The organism is Amycolatopsis sp. TRM77291 (assembly GCF_054166285.1).
This window is the reverse complement of record NZ_JBSZHF010000001.1, coordinates 7,913,531-7,928,716: the sequence shown is the minus strand read 5'-3', so window position 1 is coordinate 7,928,716 and position 15,186 is coordinate 7,913,531. Positions and strand designations below refer to the sequence as shown.

The following is a 15,186-nucleotide window of genomic DNA, read 5'->3' as shown; positions in this document are numbered from 1 at the left end:
CGGGTAACCGGTGGCTGGGAACGACCCCGATCCACCGGAGGGAACCATGTCCGACCAGGAAGATCGCGAAGCGGCCGACGGCCCGAGCCCGGCCGACGCGTCCGAAGAAGCCGTCCAGCTCAGCAGGCCCGACGGCGGCGAACCGGGCGACACCGAGCCGGAAGAGATCGCCGAGGACGAGGGCACGCAGCGAACCGCCGGGCCGGAAAGCCAAGCTGTCCACATCGAGGACGCGTAGCCGTTTCCGCTCGGGCGGTCACACTGTCCTGATGCCGGAGAAGATCGCCGAAGTTAACGGCGTCCAGCTGTGCCACGAGACGTTCGGCTCGCCGGACGGCAGGCCGCTGCTGATGATCATGGGCCTGGCGTCGCAGATGATCTGGTGGGACGACGAACTCTGCGAGAACCTCGCGGCCGAGGGGTTCTACGTCATCCGCTACGACAACCGGGACGCCGGCCGGTCCAGCCGGATGTCAGGCCGGGCGAACCTGCCGCTCGCGTACGCCCTGCGCACGGCGCCGTACTCCTTGGCGGACATGGCGGGCGACGCCGCCGGACTGCTGACCGCGCTCGGTGTCGAGAGCGCGCACGTCGTGGGCGCGTCGATGGGCGGGATGGTCGCGCAGACGCTGGCCATCGAGTACCCGTCGCGCGTGCGGTCGCTGACGTCGATCATGTCGACCACCGGCAACCGGTTCGTCGGACGGCCGAGTGCCAAGGCGATGGCGATGCTGCTGACGGCGCCCCCGCGCGGCCGCGAGGAGTACGTCGACTCGCTGGTACGCACCTTCCGCGTCATCGGCTCGCCCGGTTACCCCTTCGACGAGGCGCGGATGCGTGAGCGCGCGGAGCGGTCCTTCGATCGCGGCGTCGACCCCGGCGGGACCGCGCGGCAGCTGGCGGCGATCGTTTCGAGCCGGGATCGCTTCCGCGCGTTGCGGAAACTCGAAGTACCCGCACTGGTCGTGCACGGTTCGAAGGATCCGCTCGTCCACGTGTCCGGCGGCCGGGCGACGGCCCGCGCGTTGCGGGAGTCCGAAGTGGACATCGTCCCCGGGATGGGACACGATCTCCCGCGCGCGATCTGGCCGCGGCTGACGCGCGGCCTGGTCCGGACGGCCGACCGCGCCGACGTCAAGACCCGGCGAGCGTGATCGAGCCCAGATGCGAGAAATGCGCAGCCACCCGTGAACCCGGGCGAACGTCGACGGCGTCGGTCATCCCTCCGGTGAGCACGAGCCAGCCCGGCTCCAGCGCGAGCCCGCGGGCGCCGAGGATGTTGGCCGCCAGCGCCAGGGCTTCCGCCGGATGCCCCTGCACGGCCGCACCGGTGGCGGTGTCGACGATCGCGCCGTCGACCTCCAGCAGCGCGGCCTCCAGCGAAAGATCCACTGTGGACGGTTCGGCGCCGACCGGGCCGAGGGTGAAGTACGCCGAGAAACCGTTGTCCGCCACGGCGTCCGGGAGCGTGCCCCGGTAGTCGCGGTAGCGGCTGTCGACGATCTCGATACCGCCGTGGACCCGGCTCACCGCCGCCATCGCGGTCGCCGCGGTCACGCCGGGGCCCGCGAGTCGTTCCCCCAGCACGAAAACCAGCTCGGGCTCCGCACGCGGGTGGATCAGCGACGGGACCGGGACACCGGCGGGCAGCACCATCGCGTCGGTCAGCCACGCGAGCAACGGCGAGTCGATCCCCATCCGCCGCTGCATCACCCGCGAGGTCAGGCCCAGCTTGACGCCGACCACCGTCTCGCCGCGCGCACGCCGGAGCCGCAGCGCCTCGTCCTGGATCGCATAGGCGGTATCGACGTCCAAATCGGGCCAGTCGTCGGTCAGCGGTTCGCGTTCTTCCCCGGACAGCAGCGCTTCCGCCGCCTCCCGCACACCAAGGCTCACGGCCGTTCCTCCCCGGAGAACTTCGCGGTGACACTGCCGAGCCCCGCCATCGTCGCGACGACCGTGTCGCCGGGGCTCACGGGGATCGCGCGCGTCATCGAACCCGGCAGCACGACGTGGCCCGGTTCGAGGGCGACACCGAGCGGCCCGACCGTGTTCGCGAGCCACACCAGCGCGTTCACCGGCGAGCCGAGCACCGCGCCGCCGGCCCCGGTCGCCGCGATCTCGCCGTTCCGGTGCAGGACACAGCCCACCAGCCGCAGGTCGATGTCGCCGATCGCGGTCGGCCTGCTGCCGAGGACGACACCACCCGAGGACGCGTTGTCCGCGATCGTGTCGACGATGCTGATCTTCCAGTCCTGGATGCGGGAATCGACGATCTCCAGCGCCGGGACGACGAAGTCCACCGCCCGCAGCGCGTCCGCCACCGTGACGCCGGGGCCGCGCAGCCGCGAGCCGAGCACGAACGCGATCTCCGGCTCGATCCTCGGCTGCAGGAAGCCGCCGATCGGGATCGGCTGGTGTTCGAGGTGGAACATCGAGGCGGTCAGGTGACCGTAGTCGGGCTGGTCGACGCCCATCTGCCGCTGCATGGCGGCGGACGCGAGACCGACCTTGTGCCCGCGCACCTCGTCGCCGCGTTCGGCCCAGTGGCGGACGAGCCGCTGCTGGATGCGGTACGCGTCCTCCAGGGTCGCGCCGGGATAGGACTCGATGAGGGGCGCGATCGGTTTGCCGGTCTCGTACGCGCTGAGCAGCGCGGCCGCGGCCTCCTGCAGCGTGCTGGCGTCCATGGGCTCCTTCCGACAGCCGAACTCTGCCCCGTCACCGGTGCCCCGCACAAGACGCCCGTTCCACTGGCCGGTACGCACGGGTCAGGCCGAGTCTTGGCCGCCACCGTGTCGCGAAAGCCACTTTCGCGACGTCTGATGTCCCGAAAGTGGCNCATGACTCTGGTGCGGAGCAGCCGCCGCACCAAGCCCTCGTGAGTGGTCAGGACAGTTGGAATCGTCCTAGCCACTCACGAGGCCTGGTGAGCGCGTCGCGAAAGCCACTTTCGCGACGTCTGATGTCCCGAAAGTGGCTTTCGCGACACCCCGACGATCGGTGACCGCGCCTCAGGGCCCCCGCGGTCGGCGGCCTCGTCTCGGGAGCGACTGATTAGGCCGAAAGGGTCTCGCGGGACCCCGGTCATCACCTAGCCTGCTCCCATGTCCGATTGGGCGCTCTCACGGGCGAAGGCCAGGATCGACCGCCGCGAAGAGCTCGACGAGCTCACCGCGCGCATCCGCTACGAGGTGCGGGTGCACCTCAACGAGCCGACCGCGCACAACGCCTACGACGAGCTGACCGACATCTTCGCCATCGGGCACGCGGAGTGTTCGGCGCTGCTGAAGCACCGCCGCGTCCTGCCGCTGTGGGAGCGGCTGCTGCTCCAGCGCTACACCCGCCGCCTCTACGGCAAGGCGGTCTCGGCGGCCGTCGGCGACCTCCCCGCCGACGCGGGCCCCGCGCCCGCGGCCGCGTTCGGCCAGGAGATCGCTTCCCTGACACCGGATTCCGGTGACACCGGCGCGAAATTCGACCTGCAGGGCCGCGGCCTGGTCAACGTCTTCCGCATCGCCGCCGGACGGCACGGCGAGATCTGGCCCGATCGCCACGACGTCGCGACGACGTCCGCGCGCAGCGTCCTCACCTGTTCCGCCGCCTTCCTGCGGCGCCGCGCCTGGCACGTCGTCTGGCCGGTGTACCGGGTGCGCGGCCTGCGGCTCTGGAAGCTCTAGGAATGCGCGGCCGCCCGCCGTCGTTCAACCAGGTATGACCGATCGCGCCACCGAAATCCTCGCCGGATCGAAGACGATCGCCGTCGTGGGGCTGAGCCGCGATCCGGCGAAGGCCTCGCACGGGGTCGCCGCCGTGCTGCAGGCACACGGGTTCCGGATCATCCCCGTCCATCCCTCGGCCGATGAGCTGCTCGGCGAGAAGGTGTACCGCTCGCTCACCGACATCCCCGAGCCGGTCGACCTGGTCGACGTCTTCCGGCCGTCCGAGGACACCCCGCCGATCGCCGAACAGGCGGTCGCGATCGGCGCGAAAGCGCTCTGGCTTCAGCAGGGCATCGTCTCCGCCGAGTCCCGCCGGATCGCCGAAGAAGGCGGGCTGGCCTACGTCGAAGACCGCTGCACCGCCGTCGTCCGAGCGGTCGCGAATCTGTCTGTGCGTTAGAAACGCACTTCGCGCCGAACCCCCGCCACGATTTTCCGGCGGGGGTTCGTTCATATCCGTGAACAAAGAAATGACCTTTGAAGTCATACACCGATTCGGATCCGCCGAACGGATTGGTCCAAACCGGTGATCTTGACCAGAAGCCTCCGAACTGGGAAAACTTGTCCGGTCGCCAGTTTGTTAAGAAACCTTCCCAAGGGTCGGGCGAGCTGTTAACGTCCGAATCCGCTTAGCGGAAACCGGTGCCGATCATCGGCACCCCGGTCCAACGGAGGGGCGAAGTGGGCACACCACGGGGCCTGGATTCCAGTGGCACACTCGAGCGCGGGCTCGCGGTTCTCGAGCATGTCGGTCAGAACCAGGAGATTTCCACCAACGCGATCGCCCGGCAACTAGGTCTCTCCCGGAGCGCCGCGTACCGCATCGTCGGCACCCTCAAGAACCTCGAATACCTCGAAGCCGATCGCGCCACCGGCCGCGTGCGGCTCGGTACCCGGCTGGTCGAACTCGGCGCCCGCGCGATGGCGGCGACCGACCTCCACCGCTGCGCGCCGCGCTATCTCGCCTCGCTCGCCGAACGCAGCGGCGAGACGACGTATCTCGCCGTCCCCGACAACGACACGATGGTCTACGTCGCCACCGAACGCAGCGCCAACGCCGTCACCCTGGCCTGCCGCCTCGGCACCCGCCGCCCGCAGCACGCGACGTCGCTGGGCAAGGCGTGGCTGGCGGCATTGCCCGAACAGGACCGCGTCGAACGCATCCGCCGGATGAAACTCGACAGCCTCACACTCAAGACGATCAACGATCCGGCCCGGCTCCTCGACGACCTGGCCAGGACCAGCCGCCGTGGCTGGGCCGTGGACGACGTCGAGAACGAACCGGACGTGGGCTGCGTGGCCGCCGCCGTCCGCGACCACACCGGACGGCCGATCGCCGCGATCAGCATCGCGGGCCCCGCGGGCCGGGTGCTCCGCCGCACCGACGAGCTGGGCGCGACGGTGGCGGGCACCGCGGCCGCGCTGTCGCTCCGGCTGGGTTACGTCCGCGCGCAAAGGGGCTGAGGTGGGCTGGATCCAGGACTACCAGCCGGCGGGCGGGCTGTGGGTGTCCGCCGCGCTGGCGGCGCTGCCGATCATCGTGCTGCTGGTGACGCTGGGAGTCCTGCGCAGGTCCGCGCATCTCTCGGCGGCGCTGGCGCTGATCACCGCGCTGCTGGTCGCGGTCCTGCTGTACCGCATGCCGGCCGGGCTCGCCTTCGATTCCGCGGCCATGGGCCTCGTGTTCGGGGTGTGGTCGGTGGCCTGGATCGCGTTCCACGCCGTGTACTTCCACAACGTCACCGTCGCGACGGGACGCTTCGACGACATCAAGGCGGTCCTCGCCGGATTCAGTGAGGACCGCCGTCTCCAGGCGCTGCTGATCGCGTTCGGCTTCGGCGCGCTGCTGGAAGGGATCGCGGGCGGCGGCTCGCCGATCGCGATCACCGCGGCGATGATGGCCGCGCTCGGTTTCCCACCGGTGAAGGCGGTCGTGCTCGCGCTGCTGGCGAACACCGCGCCGGTCGCGTTCGGCGGCCTCGGCAATCCGCTGATCGTGCTGGGCAGGCTGACCGCGCCGATCCTCGGGATGCAACAGGAACAGGCGACGGAGCTGTTCTCGTCGATGGTCGGCCGCCAGCTCCCGTTGCTGGCGCTGATCGTCCCCGGTTTCCTGATCGTGGTCCTCGCGGGCTGGAAACGGATGATCGAGGTCTGGCCCGCCGTGCTGACGGCCGGGCTGTCGTTCGCGGTCATGCAGTTCGTCACCTCGAACTTCATCAGCCCGAGCCTCGTCGACGTCGTCGCCGCGCTCGCCGCGATGGCGTCACTGTGGATATTGACGCGGTTCTGGCAGCCGCCGGCGGTTTGGCGTTTCGACGGCGAAGAACCCGTGCGGGCCGGGGCGAGCCTCGGCGCGGCGAAGGCCGGGCGCGGCGCGCTGTACGCGTGGGCGCCGTACATCGTCCTGATCGCGGCGATCTTCCTTTCGCGGATCGGCACGATCTTCAAGAACCTGCCCGAATGGCTGGACCTGACGAAGCTGCTGCACAAGGCCGATTGGGTGTTCGCGTGGCCAGGACTGCACAAGGAGGTCGTCCAGCACGCGCCGATCACGCCGAAGGACACCCCGTACGCGGCGACGCTGACCGTTGATTTCCTTTACTCGCCGGGAACCGTGGCCCTGATCGCGGCGATCGTGGCAGGTTTCCTGATGGGCGCGAAACCGCGGCTGCTGCTGGCGGCCTACCGCCGGACACTGCACCAGATGCGCTGGGCGCTGGCGACGATCTTCATGATCCTCGCGATCGCGTTCGTCATGAACTACTCGGGTGCGACGCAGACCCTCGGCCTCGCGCTGGCGACCACCGGCGCGCTGTTCCCGTTGTTCTCCGCCTACATCGGCTGGCTGGGCGTCTTCCTCACCGGATCGGACGCGTCGACGAACAGTCTCTTCGGGCCGATGCAGGTGATTTCGGCTCAGCAGCTGCACGTCGACCCGATCCTCGCCGGCGCGACCAACACCTCCGGCGGCGTGATGGGCAAGATGATCTCGCCACAGAACCTGTCCATCGGCGCCACCGCGATCGGGCGATCCGGGCAGGAGGGCGCGCTGCTGCGGCAGACCTTCCTGTGGTCGGTCGCCCTGACCGCCGTGGTCGGGGTGATCTCGCTGCTTCAGGCGACCGTGCTGGACTTCATGATCCCTGGTCGTTGAGCCGGATCAGGCCCGCTTCGGTCGGCCGGAAACCGCAGGCACCGAAGTAGAACGGACCCAGTTCCGGCACGAAGTCGACGTGCAGCCATTCGCAGCCCGCCGCTCGCGCGTGGAGCACGGCCAGCCGGACGACGGCCGTGCCGATGCCCCGGTGCTGATGCGTCCCGCGGGTCTTCGTGTCGAGCAGGAAGGCGTGCGCGCCGCCGTCCCAGGCGACATTGACGAAGCCGGCCAGTGCTCCGGCGCCGTCGCGGGCGGTGACCCAGCCGAGGCTGTGCCGCCGGATGCCGTTCCACCAACCGGGTACCGGCTCCCCGCCGTGCGAACGGACGAGATCGCACATCTCGTCGTCGGTGACCGGGTCGCGCCAGCGATAGGAGAAGTCGGTCATCCCGCCAGCATCCACGAAATGATCATTCCGCGCCAGCCGCTCGAAGGTCTCCGGGAATGTCCACAATGGTCATCCGTTCTTAACCCGTGACTGCTCTGGATGGATGAACGCATGGTTCGTTCACCGGAATGAGAACTACCGTTGTCCTCATGCCCATGACGCTGATCAAAGGTACGTTCCAGCTCGTCGGAGCCTCACCGGACGGCGATTCGGTACGGTTCTATCCCGAGGATCCACAGGCGACCAAGAAGGCGGGCCTGAAGGTCCGGCTCAATTCGCGGGGCGGGATGCAGCTGCGGCTCGACGCGATCGACGCGCTCGAAACGCATTACCAGGCCAGGGGAACCGGCGGGATGTGGCATCAGCCCGCGGAGTTCGCGGACGCCGCCGCGGCGAACCTGCTGAAGGCGCTCGGTTTCAAGACCGTCGAACGCGACGAACGGGGAACGGTCACTTCGTCGACGCCGATCAAGGTACCGGGTCACATACTGACGCGATTCGCCGACAAATACGGACGGGCGGTCGCGTTCGCCTTTCCCGGGCAACGGCCGGGACGGTCGGCGGACCTTTCCAAGGTCCACCTCGACGTCAAAACGCTGAAGAACTCCGCCAACTACCGGCAGGTCGCGGACGGGCTCGTCTACCCGACTTTCTATTCGCTGCTTTACCCCGACCTGCGTGACGCGTTGGCCGAAGCGGCGGTCAAAGCGCGCGAGAACGGGCTCGGGCTGTGGCCCCGTGACGTCACGAACTCCGGGTTCAAGCTCTCGTCGCGGCGGCAACTGGCCGACGAACTGGTGATCCTGCCGAAACTGTTCCGCAGGCTCGTCGACTACCTCGCGCTCGACGAAAGCGGCGGGGTCTCGCTGAGCGGCTTCTCCGACTTCCTCGATTCCCGCAACGACCGCCTGTTCACCGTCCCGGACGGGCACGCGACGGAGTTCGAGACCTTGGTGAGCGTGAAGCGGCAGACCGTGAACCTGACGATCGAGCCGGAGCGGATCGTCTTCATCGAGGCCTGAGCCGCCCGTGTCGGCAAAAAGACCGTACCTCCCTCCCCCTCCGGCGTGCTCATCTGAAAGGTGGGAGAGGGAGCCGATGGAAGGACACGGTTCGCGACGGCCGGAGGAGGCCGGCGGGCGGATGGAGACAGCCTCGAAACTCGTCGACACCGTCCGCGTCCTGGTCGTGCGCTACTGCCGGGCGCGGATCGGCCGCCGTGCGGGCACCTACGAAATCGCCGACGCCATCGCGGGGGACAGCTGCCGCGAGATCATCGCCGGGGCGGCCGGCGCTCCCGCGCTCCTCACGTTCGCCTACGACGTCATGCGCGGCCTGGTGGACGACTTCCACCGGACCTCCGCCGAACTGCCGAACCCGCTTTCGGGGCTGCCGGGCCAGCAGCGCGAGATCATGGTGCTGCGGTCGCTCGTCGGGCTTTCCGCCGACGACACCGCGCTGGCGCTCGGCTGCTCCGTCCAGGCCGTCCGGCTGGGGCAGCACCGGGCGCTGAGCGCCCTGCGTCCCGCCCCCGCCTGACGCGTTTCGTCCTCTCGACGCGGTGGTTCGCACCACGCACTACCGCATCCAGAGGACTAAACTCGGGGGGTGCACTCCGCGGCCCGGTTCAGCAGCAGGGTGCGCTCCCGGTCGTTCCCGGTCATCTCGGCCGCGCGCTCGAACTCGGCGCGGGCCTCGTCGAGGCGGCCGAGCTTCGACAGGAAGTCGCCGCGCACACTCGGCAGCAGGTGGTACGACTTCAGCGCGGGTTCCGACAGCAGCTTGTCGACGACTTCGAGCCCCGCCTCCGGCCCGACGGCCATCGACAGCGCCACGGCCCGGTTCAGTTCGATCACCGGCGACGGGTTCAGCTTCCCGAGCCCTTCGTACAGCACGGCGATACGCGCCCAGTCGGTCTCGTCGCCGGTTCGCGCCCGCGCGTGACAGGCGGCGATGGCGGCCTGCGCCGCGTAGACGCCGAAAGCGCCGTCCGCGAGCGACTCGGCGAGCTCCAGCGCGGCGAGACCGCGGCCGATCAGGAGCCGGTTCCATTTCGTCCGGTCCTGATCCATCAGCAGCACGGGTTCGCCGTTCGGCCCGACGCGCGCGGCCGACCGCGACGCCTGGATCTCCATCAGCGCGACGAGCCCGTGCACCTCGGGTTCCTTCGGCATCAGCCCGGCCAGGATCCGGCCGAGCCGCAGCGCCTCTTCGCACAACGCAGGGCGCATCCAGTCTTCGCCGGCCGTCGCCGAATAGCCCTCGTTGAAGATCAGGTAGATGACCTCCAGCACCGAGGACAGGCGCGCGACCCTGTCCTCGCCCTCGGGCACCTCGAACGGCACCTTGGCGTCGCCGAGCGTCTTCTTCGCCCGGACGATCCGCTGCGCGATGGCGGTCTCCTTGGCGAGGAACGCCCGCGCGATCTCGTGCGTCTGGAGCCCGCCGATCATCTTCAGCGTCAGCGCCACCCTGGCCTCGGTCGACAGCACCGGGTGGCAGGCGGTGAACACCAGCCGCAGCAGATCGTCCTCGATATGGTCGTCGAGACCCGCGGTGAAGTCGGGATCCTCCTCGAACTCCAGCTCGCGACCGATCTCGCCGAGCTTCTTCTCGTACCGCTCGTTGCGCCGGAAGGTGTCGACGGCGCGGCGTTTCGCCGTGGTCATGAGCCAGGCGCCCGGATTCCTCGGGACGCCCGACTCAGGCCACTGTTCGAGCGCGGCGACCAGCGCGTCCTGCGCCAGTTCCTCCGCGAGCCCGACGTCGCGCGTCATCCGCGCGAGGCCGGCGATGAGGCGGGCCGATTCGATCCGCCACACCGCGTCGATCGCCGAACGGGGGTCTGCTGTTGCCGTCACGCCGACCAATCAACATCGTCGGCGCGACGACCGCAACCACTAGTTCTCCTCGGCTTGCTCCCGCAGCTTCCGTTCGTGCTCGACGATCTCCGGGGTCGCGTTGTCGAAATCCTCCAGTTCGGCGATCCGGCGGATCTCGATCTCGCCCTCGCGGAACGGCGCGCGCTTCATCCATTCGACGACCTCGGCCCGGTCCTTCACCTGCAGGATCCAGAAACCCGCGATGAGTTCCTTGCTCTCCGCGAAGGGCCCGTCGACGACCCTGGCCTCCGTGGTGCCGGAGTACTGGATGCGGAATCCCTCGGCGCTGGGCAGCAGGCCTTCACCCGCGAGCATGACGCCGGCCTTCACCAGTTCCTCGTTGAACTTCCCCATCTCCTGCAGCTCTTCGGCGCTCGGCTGCGCACCGGCCACGTCGGACTTCTCGTCGCTCTTGACAATCACCATGAACCGCATCTGAGGTCTCCGTTCCCGGCGGGGCTCGTCCCTGCCACATCTACGCGTCGATCGGGCACCCCGGGTTTCGACACGGTCCCCGAACTTTTTTCCGCGGTCATTCGAGCAGCCGGAAAACCGCAGGTCAAGGACCCATGAGAAGATGCTCCCTCGTGGCCGCACTCCCCGAAGCCCTCCGCTCCGCCCTCGACGAAGAGCTGGGCAAGTACCCGCAGAACAGGCTGACGCAGTCCGTCGAGCGGCTCAGCACGCGCTACCGCGAGAACAACCCCGCGAGCGCGCCCATCCTCTCTTCCGAGGTCGACATCGCGGCGTACGCGGGTTACCGGATGCCGGCCACGTACGCGGCCGTACACGCCGTTCTCGCCGAAGCCGCCCTCCGCGCTCCCGGGTTCGCTCCGCGGACGCAGATCGACGTCGGCGGCGGGACCGGTGCCGCGATCTGGGCGGCGGCCGATGTGTGGTCTTCGCTGGAGGAGAGCACCGTCGTCGAGCAGGTCCCGGGCGCGATCGCGCTGGGACGGCGGCTCGCGGGGAACGCCGGGGACAAGGCCGTCCGGGGCTCGATCTGGCGGCGCGGCCTGATCGACCCGGCCGCGCCCGCACCGGAGGCCGATCTGGTGACCCTCTCCTATGTACTCGGCGAGCTGCCCGAAGCCCGCCGGGCCGACACCGTCCGCTGGCTGTCGGCGAAAGCCGGGATGCTGGTCCTGATCGAGCCCGGCACCCCCGCCGGCTACGAACGGATCGTCGAAGCGCGCGATCAGCTCGTCGAACTCGGGCTCTCCCTGGTCGCGCCCTGTCCGCACGAGGGCGCGTGCCCGATCCCGCGCGGCAAGGACTGGTGCCATTTCGCCGCGCGGCTCCCGCGCACCGGCCTGCACCGCCAGCTCAAGTCCGGAACGCTCGGCTTCGAGGACGAGAAGTTCTCCTACGTCGTCGCGTCGCGCACGGCGCCGGAACGCGCCGAAGCCCGCATCCTGCGGCATCCGGCCAAACGCAAGGGCATGGTCGGCCTCTCCCTCTGCGCCGGGGCCGGGCTCACCGAAACGATCGTCACCAAACGGCACGGCGCGGCCTACCGCGCGGCCCGCGACGCCGAATGGGGCGACGCCTGGCCCACTCAGTCCACAGTAGACTGACGATTCCGCCGCGCCTGATTGCCGACGGCGGCGAGCAACGCGCCCAGCGCCGGATTGTCGTTGCTCCGCCGCCACATCAGTTCTAGTTCGACCGGGCGGTTCTCGACACCGTCCACCGGACGGAACACCACCCCCTCGAAGCGCAGCGTGGCGGCCGCGGCCGGAACCAGCGCGACCCCGAGTTCCGCCTTCACCAGCGCGAGCACCGTATGCACCTGACAGGGGTACTGCGTGTACTCCGGCAGCACCCGGGCGGCGCGGAACACCGCCACGAGCAGGTCGTGGAAATAGCGGCCATCCGAAGGCGAGTACATGATGAACGGCTCGCCGTCGAAGTCACGGACATCGGGATTCTTCTTGCGCCGCGCCAACGGATGCGCCGACGGCAACGCCGCCAGCAGCGGCTCCCGCCACAGCGGCAGGGTCACGACGTCGGCTCCCGTGACCGGCGGGCGGATCATGCCGAGGTCGATCCCACCCGCCAGCAGCTCCTCCACCTGCGCCGCCGTCACCATCTCCCGGAGCACGAGATCGACACCGGGCACCTCGGCGTTCGCCACGGCGATGACGCGTTCGAGATAGGAATACGCCGCCGTGGCGGTGAAACCGAGCGTGACGACCCCGGCCTCGCCCTTCTTCGCCCGACGGGCGTACAGCGTCGCCTCCTGTGCCGAACGAAGGATCTTCCTTGCCTCGGCGAGAAAAACCCGTCCGGCGGGAGTCAGCCGGACGGCACGATGCGTCCGGTCGAAAAGCTCGACCCCCAGTTCGCGTTCCAGCAACTGGATCCGCCTGCTCAACGGCGGCTGGGTCATCGAGAGCCGCTCCGCCGCCCGGCCGTAGTGCAGTTCCTCGGCCACCGCGACGAAACTCACCAGCTGCTCCAGGGAAAACACCCAGCCAGTCTAGGTATCGCCGAGGGGCGGACAAGCGCCGAATCGGTATCGTTCAGCGCGGGATCTCCACTGTGCGGTCGACGATCCCGGCCGCCACGGAAAGGATCTTGCGATTGTTGCTCCGCGCGTAGGCGCGCAATACGCCGAACGCGTCGTCCACCGAAACCCGGAGCCGTTCCGCGAGAACGCCCTTCGCCTGCTCGATGATCACCCTGCTGTTCAACGCCGTCTGCAGCTGCGCGGTGACGATCTCCTGCCGCTGCCACATCCGGTGATGCAGGATGCCGATCGTGGCGACGTCCGCGAGCGCCTGCCCCACCCACAATCCGGCGGCGTCGAGCGACGCGGGGCTCGTACCGAACAGGCTCAGCGCACCGATCACTTCCTCACGAAGCCGCATCGGCAAGGCGTATACGGAACGGAATCCGGCGTTTTCCGCCTCTTTGGAGAACTTCGGCCAGCTTTTGCCCGTCTTCGCCAGATCCGGGCAGTCCACCGGCTCGGCGTCCCGGTGGCAGTCAAGGCACGGCCCCTCCGAGTTCCGCAGCTGGAACACTTCGAGCAGGCGGGTCTTTTCATCGGACGCGGCGACCATGGTGAGCGCGCCGCGCGCGTCGGCGAGCACCAGCCCGGCGGCGCGGACCCCGAGCAGTTCGACACATCTGCAGGCGAACAGATCGAGGAACTCGACGAGGTCGAAGTCGTCGACGAGGGTGTCCGCCAACTGGACGAAGGTCTCGCGCAAGCCGGCCGTCAGGTCGGTCATCGTCTCTGCTGTCTCCTCGGGCTCACGTCCGTCATGGTCCGGACCGGAACGTGACCCGGCGAAGCACCACGTCCCTGGCCACCTCGTCGAGCTTCCGGTCGTTGGCGTAGGCGAAGGCGCGCAACCGCGCGAGCGCGTCCGCGAGCCCGATGTCGAGCTGGACCGACACCATGCCCGCGGCCTGATGCACCCGGTCGCGATGGCCGGTGAATCCGCGATCGATCAATCCGGCCAGCCCCGGCCCGCCGGCGTCGGCCTCGGCGATGGCGAGGGTGATCACCGCTTCGGCGCAGACGAGCGCTTGCGCCCGCCGTTCCCTCGACGGGGCACCGGCGAATTCGCGATAACAGTCGACGACGCCCACTTTGACCGCACCGGCCCGGATCGGCACCGCGATGATCGATTTCACGCTCCGGTCGATCGCCTCGGGCGCGAACATCGGCCATCGGAGTGATACCTCCGAACTGGTCACATCGGTTACGACGACGAGCATACCGCCGCGCGCCACTTCCACCGCGGGACCTTCGCCGAGCGTGAACTGCAGATCTTCCAATTCACGGCTGCGTTCGTCGGTGGCGAATACGGGCTCGGCGAGGCCGCCGGCGGTGAGGGTGAGCCCGACACCCGCGGCGTCGAGGACCTGTCCGCAAATGACACAGGCGTGTTCGACCGAGACCGGTGAATCGGTTTCCGAAGCGAGAAAACACATCTTCGCCCAAACCGAAGCGGCGCGATCATGCCGTCGAATCCCCATGGCGTGCCTCCCGGCGTTGCCCGGTATCGGACGGGCCCGCCGGGATCAAGGGCGAACAGCGCGTACGACTTGTCCGCACCACGGACATCCTCCCACGTTTTCCGTGACGGATAACTCGGCCTCAATGGTCCGTTCGGCCGGTTCCGGCCCACCGGTCCACGCCTAGGGTGGAATCCGAGACCGTCTGTCCCGGCCCCCGGCAGCGGCACTCGACGGCGAGCTCTGGAGGGGCCATGTGCGTTCGCATTCTCGAAACCCGTGCCAAACGGGAGAATCCTTTCGTCCGGCTGCTGATCCGTATTCAGCTCAAAGCGTCCTGGCGCTGAGCGCAGGCGCGCAGCCTGCTGATCGCGCGGTGTTTGGTCACCCGCACGCGTGACGACGTCGTCCCGAGCGCCGCCGCGGTCTCGTTCGACGTCAGCTCGCCGATCACCCGCATTCCCAGCACCTCCCGATGGGAGGTCGGCAACGTCCGCATCAGCCTGCCGAGCCGGAGACCGAGATCGGTCCGCAGAGCACGCTGCTCGGGTTCCTCCGCGGCACCCGCCGGACGTTCGGGGAGTTCGCCGGTCAGCACCTGCCTGCTCCGCGCGGCCTTCCGGAAGACGTCGGCGACCTTGTTCGCCGCGATGGCGCGCAGGAGGAACAGGAAGGAGCCGCCGCGGCGGCCGTAGCCGGGGAGCGCGACGAAGACCGCGAGACAGATCTCCTGCGCCACGTCGGCCGGTTCGAGATAGGTCAGCTCACGGCCGCCGAGGCGGGTTTCGGCGTACTGCCGCGCCCACGGCACGAGCGCGGCCATGAGGTCGTCCATGGCGTTCGGCTCGGCGTCCACCGCGGCCCTGGCGAGGCCGTCCCAGCAGGCGGGGGAAATCCACGTCTCACCGCCGCCGGTTCTTCGCATCGGAAACTCGTCGCTCATGTCCCGCTCCCCACGGATGAGAAAACCCGGCCGCCGGGGTCCAGGACGGAACCCGGCCAACGGTAGTCGAGGAATCCGGCCACCTCAATCGACGAAAGGCCCGCGACGAATTGTCCGGC

At 69.0% G+C, this 15,186-nt stretch carries 18 protein-coding genes; 9 read left to right on the top strand and 9 right to left on the bottom strand.

Annotation, left to right across the window (positions count from 1 at the left end):
- Positions 1-46: 46 nt before the first annotated feature.
- Both ACXIZN_RS37165 and ACXIZN_RS37160 read left to right on the top strand, forming a co-directional pair.
- Entirely contained in the window at positions 47-238 is a 192-nt protein-coding gene (locus ACXIZN_RS37165; protein WP_126730283.1) for a hypothetical protein, read from the top strand.
- A gap of 31 nt (positions 239-269) precedes the next feature.
- Positions 270-1,154 carry an alpha/beta fold hydrolase gene (locus tag ACXIZN_RS37160; protein WP_457959523.1) on the top strand — a complete coding sequence of 295 codons (885 nt, stop codon included), beginning with the start codon at positions 270-272 and terminating at the stop codon, positions 1,152-1,154.
- On the opposite strand, the gene ACXIZN_RS37155 is transcribed toward ACXIZN_RS37160, so the two are convergent.
- Complete coding sequence (locus ACXIZN_RS37155; protein WP_457959522.1) at positions 1,135-1,896, bottom strand: 2-keto-4-pentenoate hydratase; 762 nt, start codon at positions 1,894-1,896, stop codon at positions 1,135-1,137. The two genes, ACXIZN_RS37160 and ACXIZN_RS37155, sit on opposite strands and share 20 nt — an antisense overlap.
- Entirely contained in the window at positions 1,893-2,690 is a 798-nt protein-coding gene (locus ACXIZN_RS37150) for a 2-keto-4-pentenoate hydratase (RefSeq protein WP_457959521.1), read from the bottom strand. Before ACXIZN_RS37150 ends, ACXIZN_RS37155 begins: the two co-directional genes overlap by 4 nt.
- Before the next feature lie 417 nt (positions 2,691-3,107).
- On the opposite strand from ACXIZN_RS37150, the gene ACXIZN_RS37145 reads away from it, so the two are divergent.
- The 4 genes from ACXIZN_RS37145 (at position 3,108) to ACXIZN_RS37130 (ending at position 6,879) form a co-directional block, all read left to right on the top strand.
- Positions 3,108-3,680 (top strand): hypothetical protein, encoded by a 573-nt coding sequence (locus tag ACXIZN_RS37145; protein WP_457959520.1) that lies wholly within the window; start codon positions 3,108-3,110, stop codon positions 3,678-3,680.
- A 34-nt stretch (positions 3,681-3,714) separates the two neighbouring features.
- Positions 3,715-4,122, top strand: coding sequence for a CoA-binding protein (locus tag ACXIZN_RS37140; protein ID WP_125782248.1), 408 nt, complete (start codon positions 3,715-3,717; stop codon positions 4,120-4,122).
- A 281-nt stretch (positions 4,123-4,403) separates the two neighbouring features.
- The gene (locus ACXIZN_RS37135; protein ID WP_005165190.1) at positions 4,404-5,186 is read left to right on the top strand and encodes an IclR family transcriptional regulator; all 783 of its coding nucleotides are present in this window, start codon (positions 4,404-4,406) and stop codon (positions 5,184-5,186) included.
- Between the two features lies 1 nt (position 5,187).
- A complete protein-coding gene (locus ACXIZN_RS37130) occupies positions 5,188-6,879 on the top strand; it encodes an L-lactate permease (RefSeq protein ID WP_457959519.1) in 1,692 nt (563 codons plus the stop codon).
- Here ACXIZN_RS37130 and ACXIZN_RS37125 read toward each other — a convergent pair.
- A complete protein-coding gene (locus tag ACXIZN_RS37125) occupies positions 6,860-7,270 on the bottom strand; it encodes a GNAT family N-acetyltransferase (protein ID WP_457959518.1) in 411 nt (136 codons plus the stop codon). The genes ACXIZN_RS37130 and ACXIZN_RS37125 overlap by 20 nt on opposite strands.
- A gap of 149 nt (positions 7,271-7,419) precedes the next feature.
- Between ACXIZN_RS37125 and ACXIZN_RS37120 the strand changes: the two genes are divergently transcribed.
- On the top strand, positions 7,420-8,292 hold the full coding sequence (locus tag ACXIZN_RS37120; RefSeq protein ID WP_457959517.1) for a nuclease: 873 nt from the start codon (positions 7,420-7,422) through the stop codon (positions 8,290-8,292).
- Positions 8,293-8,413: 121 nt separating this feature from the next.
- On the top strand, positions 8,414-8,809 hold the full coding sequence (locus ACXIZN_RS37115; protein WP_457959516.1) for a sigma factor-like helix-turn-helix DNA-binding protein: 396 nt from the start codon (positions 8,414-8,416) through the stop codon (positions 8,807-8,809).
- A 56-nt stretch (positions 8,810-8,865) separates the two neighbouring features.
- On the opposite strand, the gene ACXIZN_RS37110 is transcribed toward ACXIZN_RS37115, so the two are convergent.
- Together ACXIZN_RS37110 and ACXIZN_RS37105 are read right to left on the bottom strand one after the other, a co-directional pair.
- Positions 8,866-10,140 carry an RNA polymerase sigma factor gene (locus ACXIZN_RS37110; RefSeq protein ID WP_457959515.1) on the bottom strand — a complete coding sequence of 425 codons (1,275 nt, stop codon included), beginning with the start codon at positions 10,138-10,140 and terminating at the stop codon, positions 8,866-8,868.
- Positions 10,141-10,170: 30 nt separating this feature from the next.
- Positions 10,171-10,587 carry a YciI family protein gene (locus ACXIZN_RS37105; RefSeq protein ID WP_457959514.1) on the bottom strand — a complete coding sequence of 139 codons (417 nt, stop codon included), beginning with the start codon at positions 10,585-10,587 and terminating at the stop codon, positions 10,171-10,173.
- Positions 10,588-10,739: 152 nt separating this feature from the next.
- On the opposite strand from ACXIZN_RS37105, the gene ACXIZN_RS37100 reads away from it, so the two are divergent.
- Complete coding sequence (locus tag ACXIZN_RS37100) at positions 10,740-11,729, top strand: small ribosomal subunit Rsm22 family protein (RefSeq protein ID WP_457959513.1); 990 nt, start codon at positions 10,740-10,742, stop codon at positions 11,727-11,729.
- Here the strand turns inward: ACXIZN_RS37100 and ACXIZN_RS37095 are convergent.
- The 4 genes from ACXIZN_RS37095 to ACXIZN_RS37080 form a co-directional block, all read right to left on the bottom strand.
- Positions 11,711-12,625, bottom strand: a complete 915-nt coding sequence (locus ACXIZN_RS37095; RefSeq protein ID WP_457959512.1) for a LysR substrate-binding domain-containing protein — start codon at positions 12,623-12,625, stop codon at positions 11,711-11,713. The two genes, ACXIZN_RS37100 and ACXIZN_RS37095, sit on opposite strands and share 19 nt — an antisense overlap.
- Positions 12,626-12,677: 52 nt before the next feature.
- Positions 12,678-13,391: a GAF and ANTAR domain-containing protein gene (locus ACXIZN_RS37090; RefSeq protein WP_457959511.1), complete on the bottom strand. Its 714-nt coding sequence runs from the start codon at positions 13,389-13,391 to the stop codon at positions 12,678-12,680.
- Positions 13,392-13,422: 31 nt separating this feature from the next.
- Positions 13,423-14,145, bottom strand: a complete 723-nt coding sequence (locus ACXIZN_RS37085; RefSeq protein ID WP_457959510.1) for a GAF and ANTAR domain-containing protein — start codon at positions 14,143-14,145, stop codon at positions 13,423-13,425.
- A gap of 301 nt (positions 14,146-14,446) precedes the next feature.
- Positions 14,447-15,067 (bottom strand): sigma-70 family RNA polymerase sigma factor, encoded by a 621-nt coding sequence (locus ACXIZN_RS37080; RefSeq protein ID WP_457959509.1) that lies wholly within the window; start codon positions 15,065-15,067, stop codon positions 14,447-14,449.
- Between the last annotated feature and the right edge of the window lie 119 nt (positions 15,068-15,186).